At 63.1% G+C, this 14016-nt stretch carries 9 protein-coding genes; 4 read left to right on the forward strand and 5 right to left on the reverse strand.

Annotation, left to right across the window (positions count from 1 at the left end):
* Positions 1–2: 2 nt before the first annotated feature.
* Genes ABIB27_RS05130 through ABIB27_RS05145 form a run of 4 tightly spaced genes read right to left on the reverse strand, consistent with a single transcriptional unit; the run spans position 3 to position 6253 of the window.
* The gene (locus tag ABIB27_RS05130) at positions 3–1112 is read right to left on the reverse strand and encodes a hypothetical protein (RefSeq protein WP_354253614.1); all 1110 of its coding nucleotides are present in this window, start codon (positions 1110–1112) and stop codon (positions 3–5) included.
* Positions 1109–3739 (reverse strand): sigma-70 family RNA polymerase sigma factor, encoded by a 2631-nt coding sequence (locus ABIB27_RS05135; RefSeq protein ID WP_354253615.1) that lies wholly within the window; start codon positions 3737–3739, stop codon positions 1109–1111. The genes ABIB27_RS05130 and ABIB27_RS05135 overlap by 4 nt, the downstream gene beginning before the upstream one ends.
* A gap of 40 nt (positions 3740–3779) precedes the next feature.
* Entirely contained in the window at positions 3780–5297 is a 1518-nt protein-coding gene (locus tag ABIB27_RS05140) for an ADP-ribosylglycohydrolase family protein (protein WP_354253616.1), read from the reverse strand.
* Positions 5294–6253, reverse strand: coding sequence for an ARPP-1 family domain-containing protein (locus tag ABIB27_RS05145; protein WP_354253617.1), 960 nt, complete (start codon positions 6251–6253; stop codon positions 5294–5296). The genes ABIB27_RS05140 and ABIB27_RS05145 overlap by 4 nt, the downstream gene beginning before the upstream one ends.
* A 94-nt stretch (positions 6254–6347) precedes the next feature.
* On the opposite strand from ABIB27_RS05145, the gene ABIB27_RS05150 reads away from it, so the two are divergent.
* Entirely contained in the window at positions 6348–7019 is a 672-nt protein-coding gene (locus tag ABIB27_RS05150; RefSeq protein ID WP_354253618.1) for an NUDIX hydrolase, read from the forward strand.
* A gap of 320 nt (positions 7020–7339) precedes the next feature.
* The gene (locus ABIB27_RS05155) at positions 7340–7975 is read left to right on the forward strand and encodes a YbjQ family protein (protein WP_354253619.1); all 636 of its coding nucleotides are present in this window, start codon (positions 7340–7342) and stop codon (positions 7973–7975) included.
* Between the two features lie 232 nt (positions 7976–8207).
* On the opposite strand, the gene ABIB27_RS05160 is transcribed toward ABIB27_RS05155, so the two are convergent.
* Positions 8208–8813 carry a hypothetical protein gene (locus tag ABIB27_RS05160; RefSeq protein WP_354253620.1) on the reverse strand — a complete coding sequence of 202 codons (606 nt, stop codon included), beginning with the start codon at positions 8811–8813 and terminating at the stop codon, positions 8208–8210.
* Between the two features lie 108 nt (positions 8814–8921).
* On the opposite strand from ABIB27_RS05160, the gene ABIB27_RS05165 reads away from it, so the two are divergent.
* Both ABIB27_RS05165 and ABIB27_RS05170 read left to right on the forward strand, forming a co-directional pair.
* Positions 8922–12041: a DEAD/DEAH box helicase gene (locus tag ABIB27_RS05165; RefSeq protein WP_354253678.1), complete on the forward strand. Its 3120-nt coding sequence runs from the start codon at positions 8922–8924 to the stop codon at positions 12039–12041.
* Between the two features lie 82 nt (positions 12042–12123).
* Complete coding sequence (locus ABIB27_RS05170; RefSeq protein WP_354253621.1) at positions 12124–13995, forward strand: DUF262 domain-containing protein; 1872 nt, start codon at positions 12124–12126, stop codon at positions 13993–13995.
* Positions 13996–14016 lie beyond the last annotated feature (21 nt).

A 14016-nucleotide genomic window follows, 5' to 3' on the forward strand; every position in this document is an offset into this window, starting at 1 on the left:
GCTCAAAACCCCAGTGATTGTTGCGGCGGGTGGATTGCGCGCCGGACGGCGGATGGCAAGCCGACCAGCAGGGCGCCTTGCTCAGTATCCTCTTCGAGCACGTCGTCGTCCTCGTCCTCTTGCGGAAGGATAATCCCCATTGCGGAAGCCCAGGTGCCGTAGTGACGGACGATTTCCACCGCCGAAGGCCGGTCATTCCTCATGGACGCTTCGGAGTAAACCCACCGGTCATAGATGGCAATGCTCATGGGATGCTCAAAACCGATGCATTCCTCCGTGAAATTGTCGAGCGCATCGAAAAAGTCTTTGTCGGTAAACCCGGACTCGGAACCTGGCAGGCTCAGCCCGGCAGCTTGCAGTGCATCGTCCCAGAAGCCATGACCGTAACGGCGTAGCAGCACGAATCCCGGCACCGGCCACTGGCCCTCGGCGGCAACTCTCGTGTTGCCCAGGCGCGAAGAAACCGTCGCCGCCGTTTTCGTGTAGTCCGCATAGGAGATGGTCCGCGCCGCCCTGGCGCGGATGGCGAGCTTGGTAGTTTCCGCCACGGCGGCGAACTCCGCCAGGCGTCGCGGCGGAAGGTTGGGTTGCATGAGTGACCGAAGTTCGGCCAACTCTTCGATCGGCATGGTGCCGAGCGCCAGCTGATAGTCCGGTTCGATTCCGTGGTGTTTGCCCGCCACGTACAAAAGACTGAGCTTGTCGCCCAAGGTCCGTGGAGGTAGTTCCCTCGCCGTCCGCTCGGAAGCGACTCCGGGAATGTGCACGAGCTCGACGGCGACTTCCACGTCGATGGCCGTCTGCAGCGCTTTCAGGACCTTCGGGGTATCAGACCAGGCAATCCCGGCGGCGTTCAGCCGGTTCAGCAGGACGCGGTTCTTGTAAAGAAATTCGTCCGTGGCCAGGCTCCGGCGTCGGACGGATCTCGCGCGCTGTAGCTCAAGGTGGCTGGCTGGTTGCGTGGCCAAGAAATTGCAGAGTTCGTCGACCGTGCAGCCCAAATCGGCGGCGATGGCGCGGAGAGGTTCACCGGCGGCGTACGCGTCGCCCGCTGGTTCACTGCGCATGACGGCCTCACGCTGTTCCCGACTGAGTTCAGGAGCTGTAGTCATGCTCCCATTCCTACCAGTAGCGGCCGACATTGCCCGGCAGGTGGTGATGGTTGGCCGCGCGGCCCCGGGGCGTGACAGTCGAAAGACACCGCTTGGTCGCCCTTCGAGGCAGCGGCTGCCGTGTCCACGGGTGCTTTGGCGTGCAGCGGGTCGTGGCCGTCAAACGTGAAGGGTCGCAACACTTGTGATCGTGATGGATGGCAGAGCTTCTTCATTGTCTTGACTTCGATCTGCCGGATCCTTTCCCGGGTGACGCCATAAACCTTGCCGATTGCGTCCAAAGTCTTTTCCTGGCCATCAGTCATCCCGAAGCGCATAGCAATAATTCCTGCCTCACGGTCCTCAAGTGTGTCCAGAACAGCACGCAGCTGTTCCTGCATAGCTACTTGAAAGAGCGGATCCGTCACGTCCAGCTCAAACGGATCGGCCAGCTGTTCGGCGAGCGATTCGGTTCCTCCTCGGCCATCGGGAACTTGCATATCCAGCGAGTAGATCGCCTTGTCCAAGGTCAGAAGGTAATCAACTTTCTCGACTGAGTTGTCCGTGAGGCGGCCAAGATCTTCATTGGTGCATGAGGATCCATTCATTACGGCAGTACGCTGCTCCGACTGGAGCTTGTGAATCTGCTCCACAATGTGGACAGGCAAACGGATAAGACGTGCCTGATCGGCCAAAGCCCGGGTGATGGCCTGGCGAATCCACCAAGTTGCGTAGGTTGAGAATTTGAAACCCAGGGTGAAATCGAACTTGCAGACCGCCCGGTGCAACCCCAGGTTGCCCTCTTGAATGAGATCCAGGAAGTCGAGCCCGCGATTTGTGTGGTTCTTGGCTATCGAAACGACCAACCGAAGATTGGCGTTCAGGAGCGTGTCAGCGGCTCGCTTGCCGAGCAGCGCAAGGAATTCAAGTTCACGGGTCTCGCGCCGCGGCCGCGGCGCATCTTTGTCCAGGAGGAGCTGCTCCGCGTAAAGGCCTGCTTCGACTTCCTGAGCCAGTTCCACTTCCCGCTCAGCAGTCAGCAATTCGTGGCGGCCCAGCCGACGGAGATAGTCAGCGACGGCGTCATCCGTGACGCCATCACTGCCGGCGAGCTGTTCAGGCCACTCGTCGTCTTCCAAATCAAAACCCGTTGGCTCGGCATCGTCTTGGGGTTCTTCATGTGGCGGCTCGGGAGACGCCTGGGGCTGCTCCCCACCAGCGATCGGACCCACCTCGCGGAAGGGCGGAAGTTCGGGTTTGGGCTCGGCCACAATCTGGTGGAGAAATCTCTGCAGCCGGTCCAAGTCGGTCCTGATGTCGAAGAACTCGACATTGCGGGCGAACGGAAGCACGCGGCCCAGAAACTCTTCGCCTTGGACATCGGGGTCCTCGACAGTGTCCTTCGAGTACAGGACAACCAATCGGCCGACCCGTCCATCGGCCTTCTTGCGGATGACGCGTCCCAGGCGCTGGACCATCTGCCGTTGGCTGCGATTGGCAGCGACGATGATGCCGAGGTCGGCTTCTGGAACGTCGATGCCTTCATCGAGCAGTCTGGGCGCGGCGAGGATCTGCGAAGTGCCGTTGCGGAAGTCCTCCATGCCTTGCCGGCGGTCATCCTTGGCCATGCCGCTGAAGATTGCAGAAGCCTTCGAACCCATTGCCGTGTACAGCTCCTGGGCACGCCGTGCAGATTCTTGGGTTTGGGTGAACACCAGCGTCCCGCGCGACTGGTCCACGGTCTCCTTGAGTGCCGCCAGCGCGTGGTACTTGGTCCGGGCTTCCGCGAGCAAGGTGAGCCTGGACGCCATCGCCCGCATGTATTTGCGGGCGATCGTTGATTCCCGAGTGATGGAGTCTGACCCCGCGAGTGAGGCGACTGCCGCTATGAACTGATGGAATGGTCGCCGGGGGATTCCGGCGTAGGTCTCCAGGTTGCGCGCCGCTTCCAGCATGGTGTTCGAGAGGTCGTCGTAATTGACTCTCTCCGTCGGCATGAGTTCAACACCGACGAGGGCAATGTCGAACGGCGCAATGACATTGTCTTTTAGCGCGCGGTCGTACCAAAGCTTGTGGACGACTCCGCCGAAATAGGGCGACAAGACCGTCTCGTGCTCTCCGTCCGACCGCTCGTACGTGGCGGTCAGTCCGAGTCGCCAGGCGAATCCTTCTTGAAGAGCCCCGGTGAACATGAGGGCGGCGTAGCGGTGGCATTCGTCCGCGATGATCAGCCCGGCCTTGTGGCTCCGCAGCGTCTCGCGGTTGGACGCCGAGTGGACAATCGCCACCAGAATGTCCACATGGTCAAGTGAATCTGTGCTGCCGTCGCCAAGGGCGCCCCGGCGAACCCGGGGGAGGTCGCGCTGGATAGAGGACAGCCATTGACGCTGGAGCTCCGCGGTGGGGACGAGAATCAATACTTTGATTCCTTGGCGGACGGCTTCAAATGCTGCAGCGATGCCGACGCGGGTCTTGCCTGATCCGGTGACGGCCTCCACGACCCCACGCCGCGCATTTGAGTGCCAAGCCTTCAGCGCCTCCTGTTGCCACGAGTACAAGAATGCGTAGTCGTAAGAAGCTGGGACAGAGGCGGCCGCGGCAGGCTCGGAGTCCGTCCCATTCATTACCTTGTGGATCAGGTCAGTCAATTCATCCCCCATTTGGACTGTTCAAGCTCGTCAAAGCAGACTACTTGGCCGGTGTGACACTATTCACTGGGCTCGTCGGCATCGCGCCGAGCATCCCGAGAAACAACGCATTCGGCCGCGCTGTAGGCAGCACCTGCCGCACCTCAGCCAGCGCCTCCAACGGCGTAACCCCCGCGACCCGCGCTCCATACAGCGCCGCCACGGTCGGCGTCCGGGACTCGGCCCGGACGCAGTGCAGCAGCACCGTCTTGCCTTCCGCGCGGAAACGTTCGACGGCGGCCGCCGCGTCGTGCAGCACAAACGCGGCATGCGCATTGTCCTCCTCGACGGCGGAGTCGACGACCCAGAACGTGGCGTGGTCTTCCGGTGCCACGCCGGGCAGGTCCAGCGTCCCCAGCCGGCACAGCGACACCACGGCGTCGATCCCCAGCTCCGTCACCCGCCCCAGGGCCCCGACGCCGCCCAGCCAGACGCCGTCGTCGTGCGGGTGCTGGACCAGCGCGTCTGTGCGGCCCCACATGCTGTAGTCCTGGCGCTCGGCGCGCGGCCAGGCTGCGGGCCGGCGGCCCTCGCCGCGGCCCAGTTCCATGCCCAGCATCATGAGGTCGCGGGCCCGGAGCCCGGGCCAGCCGTGCAATCGCCGGCGCCACTCGAACGGCACCGCGGTGTACCCGTAGGCGGCACCCAGCAGCCCGCCGGCAATGGCCGCGACGGTGTCGGTGTCCCGGCCGCCGCGTACCGCCTCCTCCAGCGCAGCCCGCAGGTGTGCCGGTCCCGAGGCGGACAAGCCGGCAAAGTGGATGGCGCTCCAGGCTCCCTGGAACGCCTCGACCACCCAGCCGTTGCGGGTGAAGTCCCGCGGCCGGGACCGCTCGGCACCCTCGATCCGCTCCCGCCACAGGGCAGCCCGCTCAGTCGACAGCAGCGGCAGCCCGACCCGCACATCGAGCCGTCCGGTCAGGACCGCCTCCCGGATGGCCACGCACCAGAGCCCGCAGGCTTCCTGCGCGTCCGGGTCAGCGTGGGTCAGCGCACTGAGCACGCCCGCCGCGGCCATCAGGGAAGCCGGATCCCGGTCCAGGTAGGCCAGCGCCAGCGGGGCGGTGCGCATCAGCGAGCCGTTGCCGGCGCTCCGGCCGGTGCGGGCGTGGAAGTCCGCAGCCGCGGCGCTGAAATCTGCGGCCCGGACCTTGCTCCGGCCGGCCGCGGAAGCCAGCCGCCGGGCGGCGGCGATGACGGAGCTGGTCTGGGCGCCCACGTCCTTGGCCTCGGCCGCCCACGCTGTCCAGGCCCGGACCACCATGGCGAGCGCCGCGGGGGAGGAGGAGCCGGCGTCGGACGCTGCCTCCAGCAACGCCTGGGCGATGGGCACGGCCATGGAGGTGTCGTCGGTCCACTCGGCCGGCGCGAACCCGAACGGTCCGCCGCCCTTCATGGTGACGGCGGCGCCGTCCGGCAACGGCGCGCCGAACTCGTAGCCGGCGCCGAGGGCGTCGCCCGCGGCCAGGGCGACCAGGACGCCGGCCGCGCGGTCGTTCTGCAAGGGGGTCAGTTTCATGCCAGCTCCATCAGGGGGTGTTGGGTGTTCCAGCCGGTCAGGTGGGCCAGCTGGGGGCGGCGCGTGGGAAGTTCGACGGCGATGCCCGCGGCGGAGACCGTGCCGGCGGCGCGGGAGACGTTCCGGCTCCGAAGCGGACCGTGGCTGCGGACTTCGACGGCCGTGGCGCCGCCGTCGAACGTGCCGAAGTCCATCGCCTGGACGTGGGCGGCGAAGTCGCGGGCCCGCTGGCCCGGCATCGGACTGGAGGCCAGGACCTGCGGCGGGAGAAGCTCCAGGTCAAGCAGTGCAGCATCAATCAGCTGGCGGTAGTGGCGGCGGAACAGCGTGCCGGTACCGAAGACCTCCAGCAGCAGCGGCTGCTGGCCCAGCCCGATCACGACGCCGCGCTGGCCCTCCAGCGGTGCCGGGGCATCGGCGGCATCGAAGCGGTTGTGCGCGTTGTCTTTGAACTGGTCAAGGTGGTCGAGCAGGGAGCTGGTCACGGACGCGCCGCGGGCGGCGTCGAAGCGCCTGACCCGCTCCCAGATCCGCCCCTGCCGGTCGCCGCCGCGGCGGCCGTCGAGGCCGTTGGCCAGCTCGGACCAGACGTTCAGCGGTGCGCGCCGCGCCTGCCGCCGGTGGCTGGACTGGCCGGCCTCCCAGCGGCCGGCCTCGACGCAGAACGTGTCGATGTCGCGGGTTTCGCCGGGGCCCAGGACGACGTCGCGGGCGCAGGTCCGGTGCTGCTGTCCGCCCTCGAGCAGCTCGCCTTCCAGCAGCAGGGCCGGGTGCGGGCCGTTGTTGGTGACGGTGAGCCGGGCGACCTGGGGACCGCTGGCGAGTTCGGTCACGGCCACGTCGGCGTGGGTGCCGGTGCTGATGCCGAGGCTGCCGGAGCCGGAGGTCCAGACGGGGAAGATGCTGAGCGGGCCGAGCCTGCTGCCGGCGCCGACGTGGAGCTGGGGGACTTTCATGGGAAACCTCCCGGTGATTTAGATCAGTTCTGCGCTAATTGGTTCCAGTATGCATGGCTTGCATCTTTAGCGCAATACTGCGATAAATAATCCTGTGAAGGATTCTAAGAACGACCCCGGAGCGTCCCTGCTCGACTACCCGCGCCCCTCGGTGGCGGCGGATACGGCGGTGCTGACGGTGGCGGACGGTTCCGTCTGCGTGCTGCTGGTGCGGCGGGCGGAGGATCACCAGCACGGAAAGTGGGCGCTGCCCGGCACGTTCCTGCGGGAGCGCGAGACCCTGGCGGACGCGGTGCTGCGCTGTCTGCGGGAGAAGGCGGGGATCTCCGGGCGGGTGCCGCGGCAGCTGCAGGTCTTTGACGACCCGGGGCGTGACGACCGCGGCTGGGTGCTGTCGGCAGCGCACGTGGACGTGGTGCCGCTGGCAGCGTTGGAGCAGGCGCTAACGTCCGACGGCGTCCGGCTGGCATCCGTGACAGGGGAGCCGGAGTTGATCGCCGACCTGCCCTATGGCCACGTGGGCATCGTGGCGAAGGCGGTGGAGTGGCTGCGGGCTGCCTACGCGGAGGCACCCGACCCTGGAGCGCTGCTGGCCGAACCGTTCACGCTGAAGGACCTGAGGGAACTGCATGAGGCGGTGGCGGGGGCGACGCTGATGCGCGATACGTTCCGGCGGTTCATGGAGCCGAAGCTGCAGGAGACCGGGCAGATGTCCGACGGGACTCGGGGAAGGCCGTCGCGGTTGTGGGTGCGGGCAGGGGAGTAACGCCACCGGACCAAAAAGTGATCTGTGCCTTGGGCCTCTGCAGGTCAAAGGCGTCCGGCGCCACCTGCGTGCGCTCGATGGGGCAGCGGGGAACTCTTCGAAGTGAAAGGGTACTCCGTGTGGGCACGCTGTCGTTCGGGATAGGCTCTGCATTCGGGAAAAGTTCCCCAACAGGAAATCGTGGTTGGTTTGCTTTCGGACATGCAAACGCTACTCCAAAGGTGTGAGCCAGACCCCGATGAATAGCTATCGCTATGCAAGCCCAATCCTTGATATCGCCCCAACCAGCACGCCATGAAGTATCTACGGTAGAGAGTTACATGAAAACTAGAGACATTGCCAAGAAATACCAGCTTGATCCGGCCGCTTTCGATCTGTGGTTAAGGCAATCCAGTTTCCAATTCAAGTCTGGAATTACTGGCCTGAGCGTCGACGACGGCGTCAACGCGGACGAGATGGTAGGCCACTTCAACAAGTACCGTACGCAGGAGAAGGCACGGGAAGCTCAGGAACAAGAACGTCTCGCGCTCGAGCAGGCCAACGCGGATCAAGCCGAGCTGGCCAAGCAGCAGGCCATGGCGAGCATGCTCATCAGCTCCGGTTTCAACTTTGAGGGCTACAACATCACCAAATACTCAGGCTACATTTCCGGCGATGACGCGGTATCGATGGACCGCCCAACTCACGGATGGTTTGGGCGCGGGAGCAAGGACGTCGGCGCAGATCTGCTGTCAGGTCTGTCGCGCATCAGGCAAAACGCTCTAGCGGAGTTGAAAGAAGCCGCTTATGCACTCGGATGCAACGCTGTGATCGGAGTGGATTTCGACTACCTGACCATGGACCCCGAGACCGCGAGTAGTTCGGGCGGAACACTGTATCTGCCATTCTTATTTGCAGTGACCGCGAATGGCAACGCTGTTGTGATCGAGAAGAATGAACGCGCTGGTTTGGCATAGCGGGCTCTTTAGCGCGCATTGGACCTCCCCAAAGTCGTTAGGGTGGACCTTCATTCGGCACGGCAGGCCAGTTGGGTTGACGAACTTAGAAGGTTCTGTCTGCCTGACCGGCCTTGTCGTCGCAGAGGGCGGTGTGGACTACCGCTCTGCAAAGCCATAGGTGTATTGACCCCACGGATGTTAGTGGCGAAAGCCAAGTTGGCGGTTGTTAATGCAGGTTCCGGCCGTGCAATCACGTGAGTTTGTAGTTTGCCATGCCGTGCCGCTTCCGGACTCCCGGCCGTACTTCAACATTCGCGAAGGGTGCGAGGTGTTGGAGGTCGTGGAGGTTCCTGACGCTGGCAAGCGGGACAGATTCAGCGAATGCAGAGATCAAGGCCGTCTCCACCGATTTTGCATCTGACGCCGAGGCGTAGTGAACGAAGAGGTCGTCCAGACCAGCGAGGGTCTTTAACCACCAGCCTCCTGCGTGTGGCGATCGCTGCCCGATGCGTGTGACGTAATACTGACGCACCCTCTTCTGAACGGAGGTCCCCGCACGCCCGATGTAGAGCACAGCGGAATCTGGAATCCAGAAGGCTCCAACGCGCGCCGCCATCTCATCGCCCGTGGCGGATTTTCCGTCGATCTCGACGGCAGGGCAGACATCGCGCAGCATTTCGAACGCCGCGGGATTGTGACTGTAGCTCCGAAGTGCCCCCGACGAGTCACGAATGTCGGGTGTTGAAGCGACTACATAAACGCCTGGCGCGTCCAGTGGAACCTGTTGACCCCATTTCACAACGCCGGCCGGATGTAGTCCACATTTGTCGAAGAGTTCCCCCACTGAGATGGTCATCCGCCCATGTTAGGTGACCTCCGGGCAACTTGACTTTTCGTCATTGTCGCTTCCACCCCATACCCTGGCGCGGTGACTAATTTCTTTGGGGGAGTGGCGGCGGAGCAGCTGCCCGAGGGCCTGTACGAACTACTGAACACGGACCTACTCGGCGAGCGTCTGGGCCAAGAGGCGCAACTCCAGCCAGTCTTCGCAGAGATCGAAGACGATGACTCCCCGGACATCCTCTCCCGCCACGTCGCCGACGCCGTCCGGCAGGCCCTCTCTGCAGCCAAACCGGCGGAGAGAGTCGGCCTCGCCAACCGCCTCCTCCAGGAACTGAATACAACAGACCGCATCGCCGAGGGCCCCACCCAACTCCAGTCCCTCCACCGCCCGGACACCCTCAAGCGCCGTAGACTGCGCCGGCCCACCACCAGGCTGAGTGACTCCGCCCTCCTCACCAACAGCAAGGACGATCCCAACCTCGCGGCCGAGCTAAGGACCGAGATGGAGTCCGCCAACACCGTGGACCTGCTCTGCGCCTTCGTCCGCTGGACCGGACTGAGGCTCCTCGAACCAGCCCTCGCACAGCTCAAGGAACGCGGTTCCCGCCTAAGAGTCATCACCACGACGTACATGGGCGCCACGGAACGCCGCGCCATCGACGAACTCGTCAACCGCTACGGCGCCGAGGTGAAGATCAGCTACGAAACCCAGGCCACCCGCCTGCACGCCAAGGCCTGGCTGTTCCGACGGGACTCAGGATTCGACACCGCCTACGTCGGCAGCTCCAACCTCAGCCAGGCTGCCCTCCTGGACGGACTGGAATGGAACGTCCGGCTCAGCTCCGTCGGCACACCCGCACTGCTGCAGAAGTTCGAGGTCACCTTCGACAGCTACTGGGCGCAGCGCGCCTTCCAGAGCTATGATCCCGAACGCGATGGCGAAAAACTGGACGCCGCCCTGGAACGCAACGGCGGCCGGCGCAGCGCCATCCCGGGGGCCGCCACTGGCCTCGAAGTCCAGCCCTACCTCCACCAGGAGGAAATGCTCGAAGACCTGGAAGCCGAGCGGCTCAAGGGCTTCAACCACAACCTCGTGGTCGCAGCCACCGGCACCGGCAAGACCGTCATCGCCGCCCTGGACTACAAGCGTCTCTGCGAAGCAGCCGGCAAGGACCTGAAGCTGCTCTTCGTCGCGCACCGCCAGGAAATCCTTAAGCAGGCCTTGCGCACCTATCGAGACGTCATGCAGAACGGCACCTTCGGCGAACTCTACGTCGGGGAGCACAAACCACGGCAGTGGAGGCACATCTTCGCCTCCGTCCAGTCGCTCTCGTCCCTCGGCGTCGAGCAGCTGGAACCCGACTTCTTCGACGTCGTCGTCATCGATGAATTCCACCACGCCATGGCGCCCACCTACCGCCGGCTGCTGGACCGCCTGGAGCCGCAGCAGCTCCTCGGACTGACAGCGACGCCGGAACGCGGCGACGGCGTCGACGTCGCCAAGCAGTTTTTCGACGGCCGCACCGCCAGCGAACTGCGCCTCTGGGATGCTCTGGACGCGGATCTGCTCGTGCCGTTCCACTACTTCGGCGTCTCTGACGACGTCGACCTGAGCCAGTTGGAGTGGAAGCGCGGCAACTACGACATCGCGCAGCTGAACAACCTCTACACCGGCAACGACGCCCGTGCCGCCAAGGTGATCCGCGAACTCCGCGACAAGGTCACCAGCACCGAGCAGATGCGGGCCATCGGCTTCTGCGTCTCGGTCCAGCATGCCCACTACATGGCCGAGGTGTTCAACCGCGCGGGCATCGCCTCCGTTGCCGTCGACGGGAGCACCGACGACGCCGACCGTGCAGCCGCGCTGGAACGGCTTCGCACACGGGAGATCAACTGCATCTTCGCCGTCGACCTCTTCAACGAAGGCCTGGACCTGCCGCAGGTGGACACCATCCTCCTGCTCCGGCCCACGCAGAGCGCCACCATCTTCCTCCAGCAGCTGGGACGCGGTCTGCGACGGGCCGAGGGCAAGGCGGTCCTGACCGTGATGGACTTCATCGGCCAGCAACGCCGCGAGTTCCGCTTCGATCTGCGCTACCGGGCGCTCACCGGATACGGGCGCAAGGAGCTGGAAAAGGCCGTCGAGGACGAGTTCCCGTACCTGCCGTCGGGCTCTCAGATCGTGCTGGACCGGGTGGCGCAGAAAGTAGTGCTGGACAACATCAAGGCCCAGCTGCGGTTCAACCGTGCGCAACTGGTTCGGGACATCGCCTCGTTCGCGGAGACGGAGCTGGAGGCCTACCTGGAGCGGTCCGGAAATGACGTGAAATCGATCTACCGGTCCACCAAGGACTCGTGGACCGGCTACCTGCGCCAGGCCGCGCTGATCGACGGGTTCTCGCCGCTGGAGACGCTCCTCAGTGGGAAGATCCAGGAGCTGTCCGACGCTGGCGAGAAGAAGCTCCTCGGCCGCATGGCCGCCCTGATCCACGTGGACGATCCGGAACGCGCGGAAGCCTATTCGATGCTCGTCGGCGCCGACGCGCCCCGCTACGCGGAGCTCGGCATGCGGGAACAGACGTTCGCCCGCATGCTGTTCTACACTCTATGGGACGACGGGGGCGCGTTCCAGTCGTACGACGACGGACTCGACTATCTGCGCGGTTACCAGTTCGTCTGCAGCGAGATCCGCCAACTCGTGAAGCTCGGAGTGGCCGCCTCCAAGCACGCGGCGAAGGGTTTGGGTGCGGGGCTTCAACACATTCCGTTGCTCTCGCACGCGACCTACCGGCGCGAGGAGATCCTGGCGGCACTCCAATACGGCTCGCTGGAGCTGGGTAAGAACGTGCAGCACCGCGAGGGTGTGGCCTGGTGTCCCGCTACTGCTACGGACGCCTTCTTTGTCACGCTCAACAAGGACGATAAGAAGCACTCGGCCACCACGATGTACAAGGACTACGCCATCAGCCCGGAGCTATTCCATTGGGAATCGCAGAATGCCACGTCACCCGGAAGCCCGACTGGTAAGCGGTATCTGGACCGTGCCGCGCACGGTTCGAAGATCCTGATCTTCACCCGGGATACGTCAGAAGACGAGACCGGGCTGACCGTGCCGTACACCTGCCTTGGCCAAGTGGACTATGTGCAGCACGTGGGGGAGAAGCCGATCGCGATTACCTGGAAGCTGCACCGGCCGATGCCGGCTGATGTGTTTGCTAATGCTGCTGCGGTGGCACAATGATCCTGAAAGTCGCAGCTGCGCAGGCATACATCCACCGGCGCCGGATGCTGGGGTTAAACCGGTTAGGGAAGAGGTTTCACGCGTGAGCACTATTACGCCGCACTATCGCACCATCACACAACTGCTGCAGAGTCGATCGTTCTCCATTGACGACTATCAACGCGAATACAAGTGGGAACGTCAGAATATTGAAGAGCTAGTCTCGGATCTTTTCGGAAAGTTCGATGCACAGTACACGCCTGGCGATAGCCCGGTGGCAGCCAGTGGCTACGCCAGTTACTTTCTTGGGTCAATAATCGTGACTCAACGAAGCGGAAAGAGCTACCTGGTGGACGGGCAGCAGCGTGTCACTTCCCTGACGCTGTTGCTGATCCATTTGTACCGTGCAGCGAAAGAGAAGAACTTGCAGGTTGCGTCCACAATCGAGCCCCTCATCTTCTCGGACACGTATGGCGAGAAGAAGTTCAACCTGGATATTCCTGAGCGGGTCCCCGTCATCAGGGCGCTCTTCAACGGCGAAGAATACAACGCTGACGGAAAAGAAGAATCTATCCGCACGATTCTCGCTCGCTACCAGGACATCGAAAGCACTGGTGTCGTTGACGACCTCGGGGAGGGTCTGCAGAGCTTCATCTATTGGCTTATGGGCAATGTCGGGCTCATTGAGATCGCGACTGAAAATGACGCCCACGCCTACTCGATCTTTGAGACGATGAATGACCGAGGCAGGCCGCTTAGCCCAGTTGACATGTTGAAGGCCTATCTGTTGGCCCCGATTGAGCAAGAGCAACACCGCCAGGATGCAAACCGGATGTGGAAGAAGACTGTCCTGGACTTGATCTCCTGGGAGGCTGATCCGGATCCGGAGCGAGACGCCACATGCCTCAAGGCCTGGCTTCGGTCGAAGTACGCCGAAAGCATCCGTGAGCGAAAGGCGGGCTCGTCGGACAAGGACTGGGAACTGATTGGCACCACCTTCCACCGGTGGATTAGAGACAACGAAGAGCGTCTAGGTGCCGGGTCTGAGCCAAGAAATCTCGCTCTAATGACGGAGGAGTTTCCGTTCTTCGCCAGAGCGCACAAGCTGATTCTTCAAGCAAGCCGGACATACACAAAGGGCTTGGAGCCTTTGTTCTACAACGCACACAACGATTTCACTTGGCAAACGACAGTGCTCATGGCCGCGCTGAACGTCGACGATGACGATGAAACGGTGCGTCGAAAGCTGGCAATCACGGCCTCCTACCTCGACATCTGGCTGATGCGGCGTACGTCCAACTACATTCGCGTTGGGTATTCATCCACCAGCTACACCATGTACCTGCTCTGCAAAGAAATTCGGGGCAAGTCAGTTGTAGAGCTCGTCGACATTCTGAGCCGAAAACTCAAGGAAGATGATGTCGATTTTGAAGGCAGCGAAAGCCGCGGGCGGCGGGGCATTGCCGGACTTGGCTTGAATCAGTTCAGCCGTCGGTACATCTATCACATGCTCGCTCGCGTCACCGCGTACGTCGAGGTCAATTCTGGTAAGCCAGATCTCTTTGACAAGTATGTGGATCGAAAGGCCAAAAACCCGAGCGACGTCGAGCACATTTGGGCTAACGACTACAGCCGTTACCAGGACGAGTGCGCCACGCGTCAAGACTTTGAGAACTGGCGCAACAACGTAGCCGGGCTGCTCCTCCTGCCCGCGGACGTCAATCGGAGCTATCAGGACAAGCCATTTGCCGAAAAGGCGCCTCACTATGCCAAACAAAACCTCTATGCGGCCAGCCTGACCGGCAGTGCCTACCAGCACCAGCCACAGTTCGAGGGTTTCCGTGTACGGGAGTCTTTGCCCTTCAAACCGTACGAAAAGTTCGGGAAGCAGGAGCAGCTGGAACGAACGGAGCTGTTGCTCGACCTCGTGAACAAGGTGTGGGCTCCGGAGCGGCTCGCAAGTTACCTGCCGTAGCTAAGAACTGATCGCGTGCAC

This window comes from Arthrobacter sp. UYEF21 (genome assembly GCF_040546085.1).
Classification (GTDB): domain Bacteria; phylum Actinomycetota; class Actinomycetes; order Actinomycetales; family Micrococcaceae; genus Arthrobacter.